The 22,106-nt window shown below is 43.3% G+C and carries 19 protein-coding genes; 14 read left to right on the top strand and 5 right to left on the bottom strand.

The window, feature by feature from the left end; all coding sequences use genetic code 11:
* Positions 1–4 precede the first annotated feature (4 nt).
* Genes ACIQXR_RS05265 through ACIQXR_RS05255 form a run of 3 tightly spaced genes read right to left on the bottom strand, consistent with a single transcriptional unit; the run spans position 5 to position 4,184 of the window.
* A complete protein-coding gene (locus ACIQXR_RS05265) occupies positions 5–1,195 on the bottom strand; it encodes a glycosyltransferase family 4 protein (protein ID WP_403079632.1) in 1,191 nt (396 codons plus the stop codon).
* A gap of 30 nt (positions 1,196–1,225) precedes the next feature.
* Positions 1,226–2,752, bottom strand: coding sequence for a murein biosynthesis integral membrane protein MurJ (murJ, locus tag ACIQXR_RS05260; RefSeq protein ID WP_403079630.1), 1,527 nt, complete (start codon positions 2,750–2,752; stop codon positions 1,226–1,228).
* 4 nt (positions 2,753–2,756) lie between these two features.
* Entirely contained in the window at positions 2,757–4,184 is a 1,428-nt protein-coding gene (locus ACIQXR_RS05255; protein WP_403079628.1) for an O-antigen ligase family protein, read from the bottom strand.
* 111 nt (positions 4,185–4,295) lie between these two features.
* On the opposite strand from ACIQXR_RS05255, the gene ACIQXR_RS05250 reads away from it, so the two are divergent.
* The 4 genes from ACIQXR_RS05250 (at position 4,296) to ACIQXR_RS05235 (ending at position 10,371) form a co-directional block, all read left to right on the top strand.
* Positions 4,296–5,039, top strand: coding sequence for a WecB/TagA/CpsF family glycosyltransferase (locus ACIQXR_RS05250; protein WP_402992086.1), 744 nt, complete (start codon positions 4,296–4,298; stop codon positions 5,037–5,039).
* Between the two features lie 19 nt (positions 5,040–5,058).
* Positions 5,059–6,165, top strand: a complete 1,107-nt coding sequence (locus ACIQXR_RS05245; RefSeq protein WP_403079626.1) for a glycosyltransferase family 4 protein — start codon at positions 5,059–5,061, stop codon at positions 6,163–6,165.
* Positions 6,166–6,237: 72 nt separating this feature from the next.
* Positions 6,238–7,287, top strand: coding sequence for a glycosyltransferase family 4 protein (locus tag ACIQXR_RS05240; protein ID WP_402870561.1), 1,050 nt, complete (start codon positions 6,238–6,240; stop codon positions 7,285–7,287).
* Between the two features lie 174 nt (positions 7,288–7,461).
* Positions 7,462–10,371 carry a CDP-glycerol glycerophosphotransferase family protein gene (locus ACIQXR_RS05235; protein ID WP_403079624.1) on the top strand — a complete coding sequence of 970 codons (2,910 nt, stop codon included), beginning with the start codon at positions 7,462–7,464 and terminating at the stop codon, positions 10,369–10,371.
* Positions 10,372–10,405: 34 nt separating this feature from the next.
* Here the strand turns inward: ACIQXR_RS05235 and ACIQXR_RS05230 are convergent, their stop codons facing one another.
* Both ACIQXR_RS05230 and ACIQXR_RS05225 read right to left on the bottom strand, forming a co-directional pair.
* Positions 10,406–11,428, bottom strand: a complete 1,023-nt coding sequence (locus tag ACIQXR_RS05230; protein ID WP_402870567.1) for an LCP family protein — start codon at positions 11,426–11,428, stop codon at positions 10,406–10,408.
* Between the two features lie 159 nt (positions 11,429–11,587).
* A complete protein-coding gene (locus tag ACIQXR_RS05225) occupies positions 11,588–12,223 on the bottom strand; it encodes a YigZ family protein (protein ID WP_403079623.1) in 636 nt (211 codons plus the stop codon).
* 634 nt (positions 12,224–12,857) lie between these two features.
* On the opposite strand from ACIQXR_RS05225, the gene ACIQXR_RS05220 reads away from it, so the two are divergent.
* The 10 genes from ACIQXR_RS05220 to flgL all read left to right on the top strand — a co-directional run bounded on the left by ACIQXR_RS05220 (position 12,858) and on the right by flgL (position 22,077).
* Positions 12,858–14,009 carry a sensor histidine kinase gene (locus ACIQXR_RS05220; RefSeq protein ID WP_402870570.1) on the top strand — a complete coding sequence of 384 codons (1,152 nt, stop codon included), beginning with the start codon at positions 12,858–12,860 and terminating at the stop codon, positions 14,007–14,009.
* Between the two features lie 48 nt (positions 14,010–14,057).
* Positions 14,058–14,741 (top strand): response regulator, encoded by a 684-nt coding sequence (locus ACIQXR_RS05215; RefSeq protein ID WP_402870571.1) that lies wholly within the window; start codon positions 14,058–14,060, stop codon positions 14,739–14,741.
* A 182-nt stretch (positions 14,742–14,923) separates the two neighbouring features.
* Positions 14,924–15,766 (top strand): DegV family protein, encoded by an 843-nt coding sequence (locus tag ACIQXR_RS05210; RefSeq protein ID WP_403079621.1) that lies wholly within the window; start codon positions 14,924–14,926, stop codon positions 15,764–15,766.
* Between the two features lie 118 nt (positions 15,767–15,884).
* Positions 15,885–17,273, top strand: a complete 1,389-nt coding sequence (locus ACIQXR_RS05205) for an ATP-dependent helicase ComFA (RefSeq protein WP_403079619.1) — start codon at positions 15,885–15,887, stop codon at positions 17,271–17,273.
* Entirely contained in the window at positions 17,266–17,958 is a 693-nt protein-coding gene (locus ACIQXR_RS05200) for a ComFC family protein (RefSeq protein ID WP_403079617.1), read from the top strand. The genes ACIQXR_RS05205 and ACIQXR_RS05200 overlap by 8 nt, the downstream gene beginning before the upstream one ends.
* An 88-nt stretch (positions 17,959–18,046) precedes the next feature.
* A complete protein-coding gene (locus ACIQXR_RS05195) occupies positions 18,047–18,457 on the top strand; it encodes a TIGR03826 family flagellar region protein (protein ID WP_403079616.1) in 411 nt (136 codons plus the stop codon).
* A 247-nt stretch (positions 18,458–18,704) separates the two neighbouring features.
* Positions 18,705–18,968, top strand: coding sequence for a flagellar biosynthesis anti-sigma factor FlgM (flgM, locus tag ACIQXR_RS05190; RefSeq protein ID WP_402954641.1), 264 nt, complete (start codon positions 18,705–18,707; stop codon positions 18,966–18,968).
* A gap of 77 nt (positions 18,969–19,045) precedes the next feature.
* The gene (locus ACIQXR_RS05185) at positions 19,046–19,534 is read left to right on the top strand and encodes a flagellar protein FlgN (protein ID WP_403079614.1); all 489 of its coding nucleotides are present in this window, start codon (positions 19,046–19,048) and stop codon (positions 19,532–19,534) included.
* A 29-nt stretch (positions 19,535–19,563) separates the two neighbouring features.
* A complete protein-coding gene (gene flgK, locus ACIQXR_RS05180) occupies positions 19,564–21,153 on the top strand; it encodes a flagellar hook-associated protein FlgK (protein WP_403079612.1) in 1,590 nt (529 codons plus the stop codon).
* A 15-nt stretch (positions 21,154–21,168) separates the two neighbouring features.
* Positions 21,169–22,077 carry a flagellar hook-associated protein FlgL gene (gene flgL, locus ACIQXR_RS05175; protein ID WP_403079611.1) on the top strand — a complete coding sequence of 303 codons (909 nt, stop codon included), beginning with the start codon at positions 21,169–21,171 and terminating at the stop codon, positions 22,075–22,077.
* The last annotated feature ends 29 nt before the right edge of the window (positions 22,078–22,106 follow it).

Here is a 22,106-nt window from a genome sequence, read left to right as displayed (position 1 = left end):
AGGCTCAAAACTTGGGTCTGCCTGTTTTTGTGTCGAGCACTTCTTGATACACGTCCATAAAATGCTTGGCGGCTGTTAGATGAGAGTATTCCAGCTCGATTTTTTCTCTGGCTTTTATGGCGAGCCTCTCGCCTTGGGAGGAATCGTTAAGCAGCATTGTAATGGCTTGAGCGAGTTCCACGGGATTCTTTTCTTCCACTAGCAGTCCGTCTTCCCCATCTGTAATGATTTCTTTAAGTCCGCCGATCATGCTGGCAATGACGGGTGACCCGGAGCCCATTGCTTCTAAGGCTGAAATGGAGGTGGCTTCTTCCACTCCGTGTGAATGGACACTCGGGATGAGGACGATATCAGAAGCGCCATACACGTTATTCATATTCTCATAGGGAACAGAACCGAGGAAGAGCACGGACTCTTGCAGACAAAGCTTTGTTGCCGTTTCTTCAAGCTTGCTTTGTTGCTCCCCTGTCCCGGCATAGACTAACACCGTATCAGGATGCTTTTTCAGCACTTCTGGAAGAGCGAGAAGGGGGTAGATGACACCGTTTTTTTCCGTCATCCGCCTTGGGACGAGAAGCATCCTTTTATGTGAAGGAATTAGGAATCGTTTTTGCGTGTCTTCCCGGTTGGACGTATTGGGTTTGAAAGCAGTGACATCAATGAAGTTTTTGATCGTGGTGGCCTCGACATGTGCAGCATGGCCGATGTATTCCTTGATGCGCCGGTCGACCGTCACGACTTTTGCCGCTGAACGATAAGCTTTTCTTTCATACTCTTGAAGCAGTAAGTCCTCCTCGCTGTTCTCGAAAATGGCGCCCCTGCTAATTGCCTCAAATGAATAATATCCATGCACCGTTTGGATCGTCGGGATTCCGGCTTCAATGGAAGCAAGGGTCGCAAAGACATCCTGGGCATGGATGATGTCGTACCTTTTCGTTGATTTTTTAATGGTTGCAGTCAATAACTTCATCCGTTGCCGGTCGTTAAACAGCTGTCCGCTTCCTTTTTTCATTGAATTCAATAGAAAGCCAGGGGCTTTTGCAAGAAGCGTTTTCCTGAATGGCGGCAAGTGCGAGAAGGATAAAACATCCACCGTATGTCCCATCGATTCTAAGCCGCTTTTCAACGTCGTGATGTGACTGGACAGGCCTCCCTCATGGGGATAGGAAAATATCGTTGTCATCAAAATGTTCATACGATGATCCTTTCTTTTCAATGGAATTCTTTAATTTCTTGAACGGATATTTCTTAAAATCTGCAGGCTGCTGCTTTTAAATAGCAAGGATAGAAGGAGATATCCTCCGAATACGAGAGCCGTGATCATACTCAATTCAAGGAAAATCGGAAACTCTATACTATATGGATGAATCCATGAAGCGATTCTGTAGATGATGCTACCCATGACAAAAAGCTTGCCCATCTCTTGTAGAATGTCAGTGAATAAGGATGCATCCGCTTTTGCCGTGTTCACGTGTAGCAAGCCGAACAGGAAGATACATTGGAGAAGCATCGAAAGGCCGGTTGCAAGGGCGATTCCTCCGACACCGAGAAAACGCGATAGCACCCAGCTGAGCAGGATATTCAGTAAAACGGCACTCAAGCAGGAATACATCGCCATTTTCGTTTTTTTCAAGGCGTAAAAGGCGTTCATCAAATAATCCCTCGCTGCAAAAAAGGGAAGGGCTGCCGCATAAAAGAAGAAAGCGGCATAGGTGGTGTCTGTTGCGGACGCATCAAAGGCACCACGTTGAAAGGCAAATGCGATCAAGCTTTTCCCACTGACCAACATGACGATCATGAAGGGGACTGATAAAAAGGCAATTGCCTTCAGCCCTTTTAAAGTAAGAGTGAGAAAAGCACGATAACTTTCAAGGGCGCGACCGACGATGGAAGGATACAGTACGGTAATGATGGGTGTAAGGACAATGCTCAGTGGCAGCCAAAGCAGCCGGTTTGCATAGTTAAGGGCCGACACGCTTCCTGACTCAAGTGAGGTCGCGATGATCCGGTCGACGACACTATTCAGCTGGAGTGCCAATGCCGCGATGATGATCGGGTAAAACATCGACAATGCCTCAATGATTTCCCGTTTATGTGATTTGAAAGAAAATACCAAGTAAAAATGGTCCTTTTTTAATGCCGGGAATTGAATCAAGAATTGACTGGCGGCCCCGATTAAAAATCCCCAGGCCAATCCTTTCACACCAAAGGGTGCTGCGAATAAGACTGTGGCTACAATGATCACCGTATTGTGTGCCGTTGACGTGAAGGCGGGAAGCAGGAAACGCTGATTGGCTTGCAGCACTCCTGTTGCCATGTGGGCAAGCGTGAAAAACAGTAAACTTGGCAGCATGATCCTAGTCAATACTTCCGTTAATTCGAGAGCAGAACCCGTGAACCCTGGGGCTATCATCCAGACGAGCGGCTTTGTGAAGAGAAGGCAGAGGAGGGTCAGGATGATGGCACCCATCACGAAAAAGGAGCCCAAAACACTGATGAATTCATCAGCTTTTCTTGGGTTTCTCTCTTTTTTCTCCAAATAGATGGGGATGACACCCGCTTGAAGGCCACTGCCGAGTGCTGTAAATAATATGGTCGGAATGAGGCTCGCGACAAAGAAGATGTCGGCCGTCGATGATGCACCGAAGTACGCGGCGATGATGGATTCCCGCCCAAAGCCCAGGACTTTTCCAATGGCACCGATGATGGTGACGATTCCTACCGATTTAACAACATGTGAAAGTGCAGGCATAGGTTCAATCCTTTGAAAAGATGTCCTTTTGTAAACAAAAGCCTAAACAACTATAAAAGAAGAGTGTAAATGTCTTATCTTCAAGGATATTATAAAAAAGTCCGGCTATAAGCGCTGCCAGCAATAGGCAGATGGTGAAGGTGGCCGTCGACCGGTTGCTGCTGTGAAGTAGTGTGCGATAGGTTAAAAAAACAAATCCGAAAACGGCCGCCAAGCCGAGCAGGCCGGTCTGGACCAGAACCTGGATGTATTGGTTATCTGTATACATGTTTTCGCCAATTCCGTATTCCTGATAAATCGGCGATGAAAAGGAAAGGGTGGCGGAATCTCCGAAAGTCGCAAGCCCTGTACCGATTACAGGATGGTCCATGAAAATCTCCATTCCTTTGATCACCACATATAACCGACCCCACTCTGTACTCTGGCTTAAGCTCTCATCAGAGTAAATCTCCGAAAACCGCTTGGAGAGGGCCTGATCACCTTCGGGAGGTAGGCTCCCTATCATCATCGTGTCGACAGGAACGGAAGCGGACAGATCATCATTGCTTGATGTGAATGAAATGGGAAAGTAAATGAGAAGCAAGCCACAAAGGAATGAACCCAACCCATATAGAAAAAGCGGTTTGTTTTTTGTCAGGATGATGTACAGGAGAGAGGCCATCCCGAATGCAATCATCGTACCCCTGGAATAGGTGAATAATAAGGTCCCGAATATCAGGGCGGACGAAAGAAAGATCCAGACTCTATGTTTTTTGGCAGCTTGGAAGCGAAAGAAACTAAAAAAGAACTGAATCCCTAAAAATAAGGCAAATACATTGGGATTGGCTGCTGCTCCATAAATTCTCATGTTGTTTATCGGAGGGAGATCCCATGCGCTCCAACTGTCAGGAATGAGAATCGTGCGCGAGAAACCTTTCTCGATTAAACCGTGAATGGAAAGTGCGACCGCAAATAGGAGCATCCCCTCTAAAAAGAGTAAGATATCCTTTCTTTCTAGATGTAGTTCACCGATAATGTAGAGGAGCAAGAAGGTCACGAGCAATGCCCGTAGTTCAAATAAAATCGGAATGAGATTCACACCGGTTATGAACGCGGCGATTACACCTACTAAGCAGAACAACAAAAATGGAATTGTAAAATGATAGTTTGCGGTGGGCCACTCTTTATTCTTCACTTTTTCAATCAGCACAGAAAGAAATAAAATGAGGATGATGAGGTCACCGGTATAGGTTAATCCGTTATTTAGTTCCATGAATAAGGGTCGGGCAGGGAAGTATAAGAATAGAATGAATAGCAGATGTTTTTTATGGATGAATGCAAAAACGACCATCGTTGCGGTTGCGGCGTAGCCGACAATCGGATTAGGCATGGCTAATGGGAAGAGTAGGCACGCGATCAGAATGGGCAGTGAATATTTTTCAAGAAGCTTCAACGACGAAAAACCACCTTTGCATGAAGGTTCCGTTATAAGATGTGTATGAGAAAAACTTTGAATAATTCCCGACACTCTAAATATATAGTACATATGAAAGGCTGAAAAAATATGAGCGAGAAGTTTGTGGAAATCTTAACGATTCCCTTTATAGATACGAATATGGATGAATTTATAAATCAGATGCTGTATCCAAGAATGAGAAATCAAGAAAAAACGTTTGTCGTAACGGCAAATCCCGAAATTGTGGAGTATGCAAATGAACATCAGGATTATAAGGATATCATTACGAACGCGGATTACATTACCCCGGATGGCATAGGTATCATTATGGCGTCCAAATGGCTGGATCAGCCACTACAGGAGCGAATTACAGGGTTCGACCTGATGAATGAACTTTTCTCCATTGCCAATGAACAAGCACTTAAAGTGTATTTATTGGGGGCGGAGGAATCCGTGATTGAAAAAGCGGCCGCCAAAGTCCAACAGCAGTATCCTGGACTAAACCTGGTCGGCCATCATCACGGTTATATTGATATTGAGGATGAAACCTTGGCGAAATCGATAGCGGATCTTGAACCGGACATCGTTTTGACGGCCTTAGGCTTCCCACGGCAGGAAAAGTGGACATCGCTCCACTATCCCTTGTTTAAGAAAGGGCTTTTCATGGGAGTCGGCGGAAGCTTCGATGTTCTCGCAGGGAAGGTGAACCGGGCTCCCGTTGTATGGCAAAAAATGCGTCTTGAATGGATGTACCGGCTGATTCAGGAGCCTTCCCGATGGAAGCGGATGCTGGTGTTGCCACAATTCGTATGGAAGGTCAGGCGGATAAGGAGAAAGGTACAGCGTTCCTAAACAATAAGGAGTGGACTGGATGAAAATCTTGCACCTTAACGCTGGAAATGAAACCGGCGGTGGTATGTTTCATATTCTGTCCTTGCTGAATCAACTAAATAAAGAAGAGTGCCTGCTTGGCGTGTTTGAAGAAGGGGAATTGTATCGTCAGGCAGTGGCTTCTGGCATTCAAACCGAAATTTTCAGGCAACGATCCAAATTTGATTTGACCATATTGAAACCTTTACGGAACTTTATCCGTCTACATCATATAGACATCATTCATACCCATGGACCACGGGCTAATATTTACGGGGTGCTTTTAAAGCGGTTGGTAAAATGTCCGTGGGTCCTTACTGTACACAGCTCCCCTGCTTATGATTTTTTAGGGATGGGGTTAAAAGGGAAGCTCTATACAAGCTTGCATCTATTGTCATTAAAGCAAGCGGATCATCTATTGGCGATTTCCAATGAATTTAAAGATGAATTGACTGGTCAGGGAATATCACCCACCAGAATCACGAAAATTATGAATGGCATAAATTTTGAACAGAACATAGACGAACCTTATCAAAGGGCGAAGTTCGGTTTGGAAGCGGATGATTTCGTCATGATCATGACAGCCAGGCTTGAACCGGTGAAGGGGCATGAATTCGCCTTGGAAGCAGTAGCTGACATGGTTTCGGATTTTCCTCATATAAGGCTCTTGATTGTTGGAGATGGTAGAAGAAGGCGTGCATTAGAACAGGTGGTTTTGGATAAGGGATTATCTGACCATGTGTTCTTTTTAGGGTACCGTGATGATATGGAAAGGCTCTATCCTTTGGCAGATATGACCTTGCTGACTTCTATAAGCGAGAGTTTTCCGCTTGTTCTATTGGAAGGGGCGAGAGCTGGATTGCCGGCCCTTACAAGTGATGTCGGTGGAGTGAAGGAACTCATACCCGATAGAGAACATGGTTGGATTACCCAGGTGGGCAATGTTCAGGAGATTACGGAAAGCATCCGCGAGGCCATCATCCTGAAAAAAGACGGAAAGTTGACAAAGATAGGAACTAATTTACAAAAATTTGCAAAAAACAACTTTCCTATAGAGATTTTAGCTAAAAACATATATAATATTTATTTGAGGATGAATAAAAATTAAGTAATGACATATATAGTTTGTTTTATAGATTATTAGGGTATTAGATTTTAAGTTGAATAGAGGTGGTTCTTGATGTTAATAGGGGCCTTATTTGTAGCATTCTTTTTATCTCTTCTTTTGACTCCATTTGTCGGGAAACTCGCCTTTAAACTTGGAGCAACCGATAAACCGAATGAGCGGAAAGTTCACGTAAAAATTATGCCACGCATGGGTGGTTTGGCGATATTCTTGAGTTTTTTAATTACTGTACTGGTTTTCACGGATGATTTTTTAGGGCAGTTGCCACTGTTGGTCGGCGCCCTTGTCATCATTTTGATTGGTATTGCGGATGATATATATGAATTAAGGGCTGCGCCTAAGTTTTTAGGCCAGATTTTAGCTGCTCTCATCATCGTGTTATGGGGCGGCCTTGAAGTGGAATTTATCAATCTTCCATTTTTCACGGATAAGCTTGAGTTTGGGATTTTCAGTATCCCCATCACAATTTTATGGATTGTCGGCATCATCAATGCCATCAATTTGATTGATGGCCTGGACGGACTTGCAGGTGGGGTCTCGACGATCGCTTTGGTGACCATCGCGACGATGGCCCTTATCAAAGGAGATTTATTTGTTGCGACGATTGCCTTGATTGTCATTGGTAGCACCCTCGGGTTCTTGAAATACAATTTTCACCCGGCAAAGATTTTCATGGGGGATACAGGTGCCCTGTTCCTCGGGTATATCATCGCGGTACTTTCCTTGCTTGGATTCAAAAACGTCACGATGATTTCCTTGATTGTCCCGATCATCATCTTGGGTGTTCCCATTTCGGATACATTCTTTGCGATCATTCGCCGGCTTGTCAATAAGCAACCGATTTCGGCAGCTGACAAATCGCATCTACATCATTGCTTATTGAACTTAGGTTTCACTCATAAGCAGACGGTTATACTCATTTATGCATTAGCAGCATGCTTTGGACTCGCTGCGATCATCTTCTCCTTTGCGACATTATGGGGAGCGTTGATACTTGTAGCCGGTATCCTCGTGCTCATTGAGATATTGGTCGAGAAAATCGGGCTGGTCGGTTCCGATTATCAGCCGCTGTTAAAAATGCTTAACTTTAAAAATAAATCATAACTTTTTATGTGCCACTGAATATGGAGAATAAGTTTGATGGATGAATAGAAAAGGCCTCCATAACGTATCTGCAAATACGTTTGCTTGGAGGCCTTTTGTTATTTTAGGAAAATCATAACTGACGTGAACGATATGCGTTCAATCATATATAATAAAACAAAGGGGGTTTTTTCTGTGCTTAATTCATATATACAGAAGATCAAAGGGAAACTATCAAGAGCGAATATGCCTGACAATCCACCGGTTGCCAATTTGGCTAAAGTCATCGACCATCCGAGCGAAGTGGAATTCTATGTCGAAATAACTAATGAGTCTGTGCCAAAGCCAAAGAAAGCGACCGTTTCACTTGACCTACATAATCGAAAAAAAGTGAAGGTCCATCAACAAGTAGGCCAGCTGGTGGAAACTGCTGCTGATTTTTATACATATGCTTTCACGATAAAAAAAGAAGAACTTCAGCTAGAAAAGAAAAAGCGGAACTATGATTTGTTTATTAATGTAGAAGGAAAGTCATCGCGCCTTCAATTGAAAAGAGATTATCAAGAGCAAAAAGTGAACTCATTCTTTGAATCAAATAAGTACATGTTCGTCTTGAATGTAAGTAAAGAAAACGAAGTCTTTTTGAGAGTCGGATTTAAAGACAAAATCAATGCCATTTATGATATACCGAATGTCGTTCATTCCGTGAATTATAACGGGAAGGAAATCCTTGTGGACGGGGAAATCCACCACCAGTTCTTCAAAGGGAACTTCCCTGATGCAGATTATTTCTTTGCATTCAAGAAAAAGAATGGGATGTATCTTAAAGCGCCTTTAACTATTGAAGGAAATGACTTCAATGCGAAGATCAATATGGATTTATATCCGATGTTCCCAAAAGGCAAGTGGGATTTATCGATTATGGTTGTACATGAAAACGATGAGTATTTTTATCCATGCTATGTGAGTGATTTACAGGAGAAAAATGAGCTTTGTACATTCCAAGTCCCACGTTATAAAGATGCCGTACTTGTTAAAGTGGAATCGAAGAAAGGGAAACTCTCAGCAAAGACCTCCCTTATCAATATAATGGCCAATAAGATTGTAGCTGATTTCCAAGAGAAGGTAGTAGAGCTGTCCTTTGAATTCAAACAATCGGTATTCCAGGAGATTTTTGCTGGGAAAGAGAACGATTTCTACTTTCGCTTACGGGAAAGACAATCGAATGAATTCTTGGATGTCCCCGTTACGCTTTCCAACAAAGGTGGAATCGTGTTCATACATACGTCTATCGAGTTAGAAAGGTTCCATGATGGTTCCCTTGAGTGGTCTCAGAAGTTGGATGCCTACTTGAGTCATAAATTGGAGGATTCTTCGTTTTATAATATTAGGGTCAAACTGGATGAGGAAGAAACAGCATTGGAATTGGATAGCCAATACAAAACGCATTTTCTGGATGAGTACTATTTCGGGGAATTCTACCCGACCATGTACGGTAACCTTTCCTTTAGGTTCGCTAAAATGCCCTTTCACCGGGATGCCCACACATTCTATGTGGATCATGATCAACTTGTCATTGAAGGAAACGCCCTATTCGATATTCCAAACAGTACGGAAACCTGCGACTTTAACCTTTGCTTGACGAACCGTCATTCCGAAGAATACTTCGAGTTGCCATTAGAGATGGTTGGTGGCGACGACCCAGAAAACAACGGGTTTATATGTAAGGTTCCCGTTATGGAATTGGGTAAACTTGTATCGGAATTCAAGGGGATCATCGATTTCTTCATCGTTTTAAAAGGGGAAGAGTTTTATCGTAAAGTTAAACTCGGTTTAAAGGAGTTTGATTACTTTAAAGATCATGTCCTATTGACCTTACAAGGGGAACAGGATCAGGATCATGTAGTTGAATATCATTTAACGACCACCCCTAAAGGGAATTTGAAGCTAGAAAGCTTCTTATATGAAAAAGAGATGTATAATCAGATTCAAGAATTCCAGATGAAAGAAACGGACGAAGAGATCTGGATCGTCGGCGAACGGCCGGATACGGCTCAAGATAATGGGTACCAATTCTTCAAATTCATGAGAGATAACTATCCTGAAAGAGAAGTCTATTATGCCATCGATCCTAAGGCGAAGGATAAAGAACGTCTGGAAGACCTCGACCATGTTCTTGATATCGGTAGCCGGGAGCATATAGAAAAGTGCTTACGGGCCACTAAATTGATTGGAACACATGATCTGGAATACTTCCTTCCCTTTAAAGGAATCAAAATGAAGAATTATCAAAAAGCGCATAAGGTCTTTCTTCAGCATGGAGTGTTGGGTAGGAAAAACGTGGAATACCATAAGAAATACTATAAATACCCATTCGACTTGTTCGTCGTTTCATCAGAGCATGAGAAGAAAATGGTCGTAAAAGAATTCGGGTACCTAGAGGATGAAGTCATCGTCACAGGTCTGTCCCGCTTTGATAAGTTACAGGAAAATCACCATCCTAAACGGGAAATCCTTTTGATTCCAACGTGGCGTGAATGGATCACGACGGAAAATAAGCTCATGAATTCCCTTTATTTCCATAAATATATTGGATTTTTGCAATCTGAAAAGTTGCAATCATTGCTTGAGGAACATGATTTAAAGCTTAATTTCTATCCTCATTATCGGATGCAGGAATTCATGGCCGACAATGTGCAATTCGAAACATCCAGAATTCAATTGGTGGAACTAGGAACGAGGACTGTACAGGATCTATTGAAAGAAAATAGCGTCATGATTACGGACTTCTCATCTGTTTCATTTGATTTTACCTTGTTGGGAAAACCGGTGATCTATTATCACTTCGATCAAGATGTATTCTTCGCGAATGGCATTTTGAGACCGATAGAAGAGACGTTCTTAGGGGATGTCGTCTATACGGAGGAAGACCTGTTAATCAAGCTGGAAGAAATCATTAAAAACGGATTGAAGGAAAGAAATGATGTAGCTTTACGAAAAGAGTTAATCTTTACGTATATCGATACGAATAATAATGAACGAATCCTGAAACGGATCTTGGAAACCCCGATTAAAAGGGAAAGAAAACAATTATCCGGTGAATAAAATAACCCCCACATCCATGGATGTGGGGGTTATTTTATTCAATCTGTGATTCAGTGGCATTCGCTTGACTGCTAGCCTTCGTTGGTCCCAAGTTCAAGTGGGATTGTAACAGCGTTTTAATGTTTTCAACGGAGGTTTCGTTCAATTGGTAGTAGTACGTTCCGTTAATGGTTGAATCGGTACCCTCGAGCTTGACCGTTTCTAGATTAAGGCCATTGTCGCCCGTCACATATTTGATGAAGCCTTTAATTTGTGAAAATTTAAGGTTGGTTGTCATGTTGTCGCCTACAGCTTCCATTACATTGGTGTATTTCGTCAAGGCACCGACCGTAGTAGCTTTGGAGATGATGGCTTTCAGGACTTCCTGCTGACGTTCGCCACGTTGGATATCGCTATCCTTCTTCCGTGTCCGGGCAAAGGCCAATGCTTCTTCCCCATCAACAGTCTGTAATCCTTCTTTTAGATGAATGGCATTCTTCTTGTCATGTGAATCCATTTCATACATTTCATAAGGTACATCGACTTGGATGCCATCTAGCGAATCGACGACATCAATGAAGGCTTTGAAGTTCATTCTGACATAGTAATCAACCGGAATATCAAACAAATTCTCAACTGTTGCCATCGTGGCTTTTGGACCGCCTGCCGCGTGGGCCGCATTGATTTTCGTGGTCACGCCTTTTTCCGGTACGTACACATATGAATCACGTGGGATGCTCATAAGCTTAATCGACTTCTGATCTTTGTTGAATGTAGCCAAGATCAAGGCATCCGAGCGGGAATTCCCTTGATAGTCACGTTCTTCGCTGTCATCGATACCAATGAACAGGATCGAGAAATTATCTTCGAGCGGGTCTACCACTTCATCCCGCTTCGCTGAAGCCTCAACAGGGTCGTAGGAGCCATCGAACACGTTTTGCGCCTTCACATATAAACTGGCGGCATACGTAGTGGCACCTAAAGCGAGAACCAATAGGGGGACGAGAAATAGCCAAAGCCTTTTTCTTCGTTTTTTCTTCGTTTTTTTAATTTTATAAACACGTCTAGTAGTAGACATCTTTTCTTCTCCTTTTAAATAGCAGGTACAAATCGCTATTCTTCGAATCCTTCAATATATCGTCAAGCATTACAGTTAATTTTACATGGATTTCATGAATTCGTAAAATAAATATTTCTTTTTCACGTGAAAAATAGTAAAAAAAGGAAATGGATTGTCCTACATGAGTTCCTCTTCCAAGTATAGAATTTCGCCTTCGGCTATACGTCCCTGGCCATTCGTCAGCTCAGTCATCCAATCTATATACGCCTGCTTCTGCCCTTCCTCCACATAAACATGGATAATGACTTGATCAAGGTATTGGATATCTTTCATTTGATAAATAGAGGAGCGTAGTGCATTTTCCACTTTTCCGAGCCATGTATATTCGACGCTTGTGGACATCACACGCATTAGTTTCCGTACGACCACACCTGTTGTATTGATTCCTTCTGAAGTGGATTTGCTATAAGCACGGATGAGACCGCCCGCACCGAGCTTGATGCCTCCGAAATAACGCGTAACCACGACGGCTGTATCTTTGAGGTCTTTCTTCTTAAGGACTTCAAGGATGGGTACGCCTGCCGTTCCGCTTGGTTCACCGTCATCGAGGGCTTTTTGGATTTGATTTTGTTCGCCGATCATATAAGCTGAACAATTATGAGTTGCATCTTTGTGTCGTTTCTTTATTTCCTGAATAAAGGCCTGTGCTGCTTCTTCTGTTTCGACTCGGGCGACATGGGAAATGAACCGGGATTTTTCAATGACGATTTCGTGTTCCCCTCGTCCTTTTACCGTTAAATAATGAGGGAGCATGACTTTTTCACCTTCGTTCTTTCTATATAATCGATTAATTATAAGTCTTAGCTCGAATTGTGGCAACGAAGTTTGACGTAAATTAAACATGTGTAAAGAAACTTTAATATAAGAAAAATTTGTACGTGTTATAATTAATTTTATTGACTGTAAATCTTTCGTAGTTGTATTTTTATGCTTAAAAGAATATCTTTATGGCTAAATCAATGCGTTTTGGACGATATTCTGGACTCTTCCTGATAGAGTTCATGCATATAAGGAATTATGCCATTTTAGTAATTTTCTGTTTCGTATAATAATTAAGGGTGTAGAATATTCAATTTTATTTGATTAGGATAAGTTGTATGGGATAATGAGATTTCTTATCTTTACAAGTGGGCCGTTCATCCTCAATTCTGTATCAGCCCAATGAGCTCGAAGTATGCTAAATATGTATATTTTGTGTAAATCCATTATTGAAAGTAACGTATTTTTCTTCTTTTTTTGGTACAATATGTTCATGAAGGTTTCTTCTTATATGTTTCCTGCTGTAATATAAACATTCATGAATTAGGAAAATGAATCGTTTTCCGTATACATAGTCTAAATGACAACAACATGGTTAAAGTGTGTTGATTTAAGTGGAGGGATCTTGATGTCCATACACAAGGTTGATGCTAAAGCATTGGACAAGATCTTAGAAACAATGGTAAGTACGGTCAGTGAAAGCCGGAATGAAGTATTTGATATTGAAGAGCAATGTCGCAAAGATTTCGAATCACTGACAAAAGAGCTTGAAGATGTGAAAGTAAGAGTTGCGATAATGATAAATGACAGCGATTCACTGGATTCTAAAGCAAGATTTGCTCGAAAAAGGCTTTCTGAAGTCAGTATGCACTTCAACCATTTTTCTGAGGAACAGGTGCGCGATGCGTATGAAAGGGCTCATAAGTTGCAAGTCGATTTACAAATGAATAGGCAGCTTGAAAAAGAGCTTCGTAATAGACGGGATGAACTGGAACTCAGAATAAAAGGATTGCAACAGACGATTGATAAAGCCGCACATCTTGTCTCGCAAATCTCTGTTGTACAGAATTATTTAACCCAGGACTTGAAATTTGTAGGGGAAGCCCTGCAAGAAGCTAAGCGTAAGCAAGACTTCGGCTTGAAGATCATCGAAGCCCAGGAGCAGGAGCGCAAAAAGCTCTCGCGGGAAATTCATGACGGTCCGGCACAAATGCTCGCCAATGTCATGATGCGTTCGGATTTAATTGAACGTGTCCAACGGGAGAGAGGTCCTGATGAAGCACTTGTGGAAATCCGCAGCTTAAAAGTCATGGTGCGTAATGCATTATATGAGGTGCGCAGAATCATTTATGATCTTCGTCCTATGGCGCTTGATGATTTAGGACTCGTTCCTACCCTCAGAAAATATCTACAAACAACCGAAGACTATAATATCAATAGCGGCGTGCGTCTGAATTTTGCCAATATGGGCCAAGTCATAAGGCTTCCCTCCGATATGGAGGTCGCTTTGTTCCGGCTGGTGCAAGAGGCCGTGCAGAATTCATTAAAACATGCTCAGCCCAAACATATTAGTGTCAAACTATCCATTTCCAAAGAGCTAGTGACCGTCGTCATTAAAGATGATGGAAAAGGGTTCGATGCGGCCATCCAAAAAGAGGGTTCTTTCGGCTTAGTCGGAATGAGGGAAAGAGTCGAGCTCCTCGAAGGAAGTATGACGATAGACTCGCAGCCGGGGGCAGGAACGTTGGTATTGATCCAAGTCCCTTATCAATTAAAATAAACATCCAAATGCAGAGGCATTTAAATAGAAATTAGGAGGAAGAAGCCGTTGAAGACAAGTATCATCATTATCGATGACCATCAGCTTTTCCGCGAAGGCGTTAAGCGTATTTTAGATTTTGAATCATCCTTTGACGTTGTCGCCGAGGGCGATGACGGAAGCGAGGCTATGGACCTCGTAGAAGAGCACAAGCCAGACGTTGTTATCATGGATATCAACATGCCGAATATGAACGGGGTAGAAGCAACGAAGATGCTTGTACAACGTTATCCAGATACAAAGGTCATCATTTTATCGATTCATGATGATGAAAACTATGTACAGCATGCATTGAAAACAGGAGCACAAGGCTATCTGTTAAAAGAAATGGACGCAGATGCATTGATCGATGCAGTTCGTGTTGTTGCTGAAGGCGGTTCATACCTTCACCCGAAAGTGACGCACAATCTGGTCAAGGAATATCGCCGTTTGGCCGCTGAAGAAGGCGCTGATCGCGATTCCCTATACGCTGTGGAAATCAGAAGACCTCTTCACTTGTTGACTCGACGCGAGTGTGAAGTCCTTCAACTTCTAGCTGACGGAAAAAGTAACCGTGCCATCGGTGAAACGCTTTATATCAGTGAGAAAACCGTCAAGAACCACGTAAGTAACATTCTTCAGAAAATGAATGTAAATGACCGTACGCAGGCCGTTGTCATGGCTATCAAAAACGGCTGGGTCGAAGTGAAATAAATGAATTCATGATTTTGTCCGGTTCTTCCGTTACGCATCGCGTAGGGAGGGCCGGCTTTTTTGTTTGACTTATCATGACAATCATAGGAGAAAGGAAAGCTATTTAATGCAAATAAAGGCTTTTTCCTATAGAATGTTGAATAAGTACAGAGAGTAAATATGTTTAAGGATGGTACTATACTATGAAAACGGCAGTCGTAACAGACAGCACTGCATATATACCTAAGGAAATGCGTGAACGATTACATATACATATGATGCCGCTTAATGTGATTTTCTCGAATGAGGCATACCGGGAAGAAGTGGATATTACCGCAGATGAATTTTATGAAGAAGTTAAAAAGCAAGAAAAGTTGCCGACCACTTCACAGCCTCCGATTGGTTTGTTTGTCGAGAAGTTTGAAGAACTGAAGCAGAATTACGACGATGTCATTTCGATTCATCTATCGAGTGGGATAAGTGGGACGTACCAAGGGGCCATTGCAGCCGGTGACATGGTTGAAGGCATTCAAGTCCATGCCTTTGACTCCGAAATCAGCTGCATGGTCCAAGGGCTTTATGTTCTTGAAGCAGCACAGATGGCCCTTGATGACAAATCTGCAGACGAAATCATGGCGAGGCTCCGGGAAATGAAGCAGTCCGTCCGGGCCTATTTCATGGCAGATGATTTATCCCATCTGCAACGTGGCGGACGACTTAGTAGTGCTCAAGCGTTGATCGGAAGTCTCCTTCAAGTGAAGCCTCTTCTTCACTTTGTCGACAAGGTCATCGTACCGTTTGAAAAAATCCGCACGAGAAAGAAAGCGATGAAACGGATTGCGGATTTACTCGGTGAAGACGCGGCAAGCGGGCTCCCGTATAGAGCGGTCATCATCCATGCCAAGCGGGAAGAGGAAGCGACAGAATGGAAAACGGAGCTTGAAGCGCGATTCCCGAATGTGGAGTTCAGCCTTGGCTATTTCGGCCCTGTCATCGGGACGCATCTGGGCGAAGGCGCAATGGGAATGGGCTGGTATAAAATCTAAAGGATGAACGTCTTTCCAGAGGAGAGGCGTTTTTTTTTTGTGATTAAAAAAGGATTCACTTATAGAATGCGAGAATTCTAATCAAGAGCCATCAGTTTACAAGAAAGAAGGTAGGAATGTGAATACTCTCCCCTTTTCAAAAGAACTTCAGAAACACCTCACTGGACGGCTGCTGTTGGCAGCGGAAATCCCTTTCCCCAAAGAACTCCTGACTGAACATATTACAATAGGCCATGTTTCAGAAATTAATGGCGTACGGCGCGAGAATGGGCGCTTCACATGCATACGCTGTGGGAACAAGGATCCTTCCTTGTTTTATACGTTCCCATGTAAAGTGTGCCATCAAGATTGTACGTACTGCCGGTCCTGCATCATGATGGGGCGGGTCAGTGAATGTAGCAAATTATACAGTTGGAGTGGTCCTCCACTCACTTTCCCTATTCCGGACCAGGTCATGGGCTGGGAGGGAACACTTTCGGCAGGCCAGCAAACGGCCTCGGACTGTGTTGTTCAAGCCATCCAAAAGAACGGGGAATTCCTCGTATGGGCCGTGTGCGGTGCCGGGAAGACGGAAGTCCTGTTTGCAGGAATCGAGGCAGGCTTGCTAGCTGGGAATCGGATTTGTATCGCGACACCCCGTACCGATGTCGTACTAGAACTGGCTCCCCGGTTAAAAAGGGCTTTCCCGGCAATCGAAGTATCCGCCCTCTATGGGGGGAGCGAAGATCGGCATAAACCATCCCCCCTTACCGTTTCCACTACCCATCAGCTTTTTCGCTTTTCCAAAGCATTCGATGTCATCATCATTGATGAGGTCGATGCGTTCCCCTACTCCATGGATAAATCGCTGCATGATGCGGTCCAGAAATCCAAGAAACCAACTTCGACCACCATCTACTTAACGGCGACACCATCCAAACCAATGCAACAAGCTTACCAAAACGGAAAACTGCAAGCAGTGACCATTCCGGCACGCTATCACCGGCAACCCATTCCTGTACCTGAAATGAAGTGGGTTGGCAATTGGCAAAAGCAGTTCCTCCAAAAAAGGATTCCCCCTGTAATCAAGAAGTGGGTAAGCGATCGCCTACAGAAAAAGACGCCCCTTTTATTGTTTTTCCCGAGTATTGAAGTGATGGAGCAGGTGCTTCCTCTGTTTCAAGAGCTGGACCCGAAAGTGGAAGCCGTTCATTCAAAGCATCCGGAGCGAAAGGAAAGGGTGCAGGCTTTAAGGGATGGCGAAGTGCCAGGGTTATTGACGACGACCATCTTGGAGCGTGGCGTCACAATCGAACGTCTGGAGGTGGCAGTGATTGGAGCTGAACATGAGGTGTTTTCCGAGAGTGCCCTCGTCCAGATTGCCGGACGTGTGGGCAGAAGCTCTGCTTATCCGAGGGGCACGGTCACGTTTTTTCATTATGGAAAAAGCCGGGCGATGCTAGAGAGCATTCACCATATTGAAAGGATGAACCTGGAGGCCAGGAAAAGGGGGATGCTGGATGCGTAGATGTTTATTCTGTGATGAAGAGATGAAGGACGTCCTGACTTGGAGGAGTTTATTTCTGAAGGTTGAAGCGAAAGTGATCTGCGAGGAATGTGAATCAAGGCTTGAGGTGATAAGTGGCGAGACCTGTTCGATGTGCTCTCGGGAGTTGGATGAGAAGTTTCGGGTGGGGGATCGATGTTTAGATTGTGTGAGATGGGAAAAAGATGAAAAGTGGAAAGGGCATTTAACGCAGAACATCTCGCTATTTCATTATAATGAATTCCTGAAAGACATCATTGCGAAGTATAAGTACCGAGGAGATTACGCATTGGCTGAAGCCTTCGTCCCCTTTTTAAGAGAAAGAATGAAGGACCTGAAATATGATATCGTGACGGTGATTCCGCTTAGCGGGGAGCGGTTGAAGGAGCGTGGGTTCAATCAGGCACAAGCCTTAACAGATCTATTGGGTCTTGAAACAATGGAGCTCCTTACACGCCTTCATACCGAAAAGCAATCGAAAAAGTCACGTGAGAAGCGGATATCATTGCCACAAGTCTTTCAAGTTATCAAAACGGACGCGATACAGAACAAATCGATTGTAATCGTGGATGACATTTACACGACCGGATCGACGCTAAGGCATGCCGCGAAAGCCTTGAAACTTGCCGGTGCGGGAGATATTTCCTCGATCACGCTAGCTAGGTAATAGTGAGTATTTTTTACAAACGCCTAAAGTATCGCTTATTCCATTCGATATATACAGTATAAGAATATAGTCGAGGGGGACACCCGAAATGGATTTATCCAACTGTCCGAATTGTAACTCGTTATTTGTTAAATCGAAATTTCGCGATGTTTGCGATGCTTGCTATAAAGAAGAAGAAGCGCAATTTGATCAGGTGTATGAATACATCCGCAAGAAAAGCAATCGTACGGCGTCCATGGTACAGGTGGTGGATGCGACAGGTGTCGAGGAAGAATTGATCATTAAATTTGTGAAAACGGGAAAGCTGAGAATTGCTCAATTTCCGAACCTGGGCGTTCCCTGTGAAAAGTGCGGGACAGTCATCCGGAGCGGGAGACTATGTGATGCATGCAGCCAGTCCATTCGTACGGGTTTGGAAACGTATGAGAATGAAGAAAAGCGGCGCCTTGAGATTGAGCAACGCGATAAAAAAAATACATACTTTACGAAAGAACTATAAAGTGTATATCTTAGCTTCTTGGCTGGAATTTTGTTAGAATATTCTGTATTGAGAACGAAATTCGACAAAGGATGTCGAAGGAAAGATTCCCTGAAATCATCAAATAAATCTATTCCTTGTCGATAATACTAGTATGGATAATAAACACAGCCGTGAGTCTTTCTCATCGCCTGTTAAAGGAATCGTAAATATGTGGATGTTGATAAGAATAGATAAAAATAATCGACCGAAGGAGAGGATCTGGAATATGAAAATCAATAACGTCGGTGTAACGGGTGTGAATCCCTATAATACTCAAATCAATAAAGTGGGGAATGTCAAAGATTCCAAGGTCAACCCCTCAGACAAGGTGGAAATATCTTCAGCCGCAAAAGAGATGCAGCAATTATCACCCATTCCAGCTGCTAGACAGGCGAAGGTGGATGAACTGAAAATCCAAGTGGAAAACGGAACCTATAAGATCAATGCAGAGGCAACAGCCAAGGGATTAATCGATTTCTACCGAAAATAACCCTTAATCAAACGTTTGATTAAAATGGACGGAAACCGCATTCCGTCCATCATCTATGAGCAGAGGAGGCAACGAACATGTCTGCACGACAGATCATCGACTCGCTTGAAAAATTGGTTGCCCTTCATAAAAGCTTCAACCAATTGGCGCAAAGAAAAACGAACATCTTGAAAGCCAGCGACACGGAGGCTATCTCCGTCCTGCTGATAGATGAACAAAAGCATATTAAAGCGATCAGCCAAACGGATCAAGAAAGAGAAGCCGCTGTGGAAAGATTTCTTACTGCAAATGGCGCAGCGAATCAGGAGGCTTCAATTTCAACTGTAACGAAATTCACAGATCCGCTTGAAACGGTTGCACTTGAACACTTAAAAACGGAACTGATGGAAGAGGTTGCTCAGTTGAAAGAGCAAAATAGCTTAAATCAGCAGTTAATCTATCAATCTCTTCAATTTATAAATGTCTCCCTGAATATGCTACGGCCGCAAAATCAGAATATGAATTATGGCAAGACGGCCAAGAAGGCTGCGAAAAGCGGCTTGGGCATGTTTGATTCGAAAGCGTAAGATAGAGAAAATAATGGAGGTTTGAACTTATGATTTCAAGCTTTATGGGGCTCGAAACAGCAAAGCGTGGATTATCCACCTCGCAAGGTGCCTTGTATACGACGGGAAATAACGTGTCCAATGCCAATACGGTAGGCTATTCAAGGCAACGGGTCAACCTGCAGCAAACATCCGGTTTTCCTACCGTCGGGATGAATAGCCCACTTGTAGCGGGGCAAATCGGAACGGGTGTAGAGGCAGAAACGGTGCAACGAATCCGCGACAGCTTTTTGGATGCGCAATACAGAACACAAAGTAATAAAATCGGTTATTATGGCGCCATGAGCGAATCACTATCGAAAATGGAAGGCATCATGAACGAACCAACCGACAGCGGCTTGGCTGCAACGATGGAGAAGTTCTGGAACTCATTACAAGGATTAACGGCCAATACGGAGAACTCCGGAGCCCGTGAAGTCGTGGCCTCCACAGGCGTGATGGTCGCAGATACATTGAATTACTACTACAACTCGTTAACAAGCGTGAAAACGGACATTGGCAACCAAATCAATGTAAAAGCGAACGAAATCAACACGATCATCGACAGCATCGATCAACTGAACCAGCAAATCAGTAAAGTCGAGCCGCATGGCTATATTCCGAATGACCTTTACGATAAACGGGACGTGCTCGTCGACAACCTATCGCAGCTTGTCAGCATCAATGTAAAAAGCGTCAAACCAAGCGCTTACGGCATAGCAAGCGACGTTGCGACAGGACTATACAACATCGAGTTAATGAATAAAGACGGCTCCTCTTACGTACCGCCCATCAATCTAGTCAGTGTGAACAAGACGGGCATGCTTGGAACGGCGAAAGTTGAAGTGAGTTATGATGATACGTCAGGTGCGGTAGATGGAGTGAAGTTTGGTTCGAAAACGATGACGGACTTCAATTTTTCTGGAGAACTGGCTGGGTTGATTGAAAGCTTCGGATATAAGAAGAGTGATGGCACAACTGGGGGGACGTTTCCCGACATGTTGCAAAAGCTCGATAACATGACGAAGGCTTTTGTGAATGAATTTAATGCGATTCATAAGGGTGGGTATGTGTTAAAAGGAAATAATACAACAGAAGCAACAGGCTCTGACTTTTTCGTATTAGGCGATGGAACTAAGAATGCCGCTCAAACCATTAAGGTAAGTAATGATATTTTAGCGGACTCCTCTAAAATTGCGGCTGGGAAAAAGAGTGGGGCATCCGGGGATAATGAAAATGCGAAACTATTGGCTGATTTAAAAAAGAAAGCTTTTAGTGACTATGAAACATTCAAAACTTCGACTGGGATAGATGATTTAAAGAAAATGAAACTAACGGGTTCTTTTGATACCTATTATTCCGGAATTATCGGGAATTTGGGTGTTGATTCTCAAAGTGCCCAAAAGAACCTTTCCAACTCGTCGGTGCTTGCGGCATCCGTTGACCAGAATAGGGCATCTGTCAGTTCTGTATCCTTGGATGAGGAAATGACTGATATGATCAAATTCCAGCAGGCCTACAATGCATCGGCAAGAATGGTAACGATGGTCGACGAAATGCTTGATAAAATCATTAACGGAATGGGAACCGTAGGCCGATAATAGGAGTGAATATAGATGCGCGTAACGCAATCGATGCTAACCAATAATATGTTAACCAATCTTAGCAGCAGCTATGAAAAGTTGGGCAAACTGCAGGAACAAGTCTCATCGCAAAAGAAATTCTCGAAGCCTTCAGATGATCCAGTCGCAGCGATGATGGGCATGGGATATCGAACCAACCTTAATCAAATCCAGCAGTATAAGAGCAACATTTCGGAAGCAGAAAACTGGATCAATAGTACGGATGATGCGATTACCGAAGCTGTTTCTGCACTGCAAAGGATTCGGGAGTTAACCGTGCAAGGTAGTAATGGGACGTATGAAGAAAATCAGAAGAGTAATATTTCAGAAGAAATCAAACAATTGAAAGAACATCTTGTGAGTATCGGTGATACACAGATTGGCGGTAAGTATATCTTTAATGGAAAGAATACAAATGTGAAACCTTCTATTAGTGGGGAAGTGTTGGATGATACCGGAAAGACTATCGTCGATTCCGGGAAAATAAAATATGGTACAGGGGCTATTGAGCTTGAAGTGTTTTCTGGGATATCGATTCAAATCAATACTGACGGATCTAAGGTATTTGGAGATGCTCTTGCCACTGGAGGTAGTATTCAAAAAACAATTGATGCGCTCGAAGGCAATGGTGATGTTGGTGCGATGTTGGCAGAACTTGATAAAACAATTGACAGCTTCTTAGCTACGCAGGCCCAGGTCGGTGCGAGACAGAATCGAATTGAGTTAATGACTGATCGTCTAAGTCAACAAGAGGTTTTTGCTACGGAAATCCTTTCGAAAAACGAGGATGTCGATATCGAAAAAGCCATCATGAATTTAACGACCCAAGAAAGTGTTCATAGTGCTTCCTTAAGTATCGGCGCAAAAATCATGCAACCGAGTTTACTAGATTTTCTACGCTAAGCTATTCGTAACCGGATAGCTTTTTTCTA

Origin of the sequence: Peribacillus sp. NPDC097224 (assembly GCF_044761985.1) — a bacterium.
Lineage (GTDB): Bacteria > Bacillota > Bacilli > Bacillales > DSM-1321 > Peribacillus.
The sequence above is the reverse complement of the archived record's forward strand: the minus strand, read 5'-3'. Positions and strand labels throughout refer to the sequence as shown.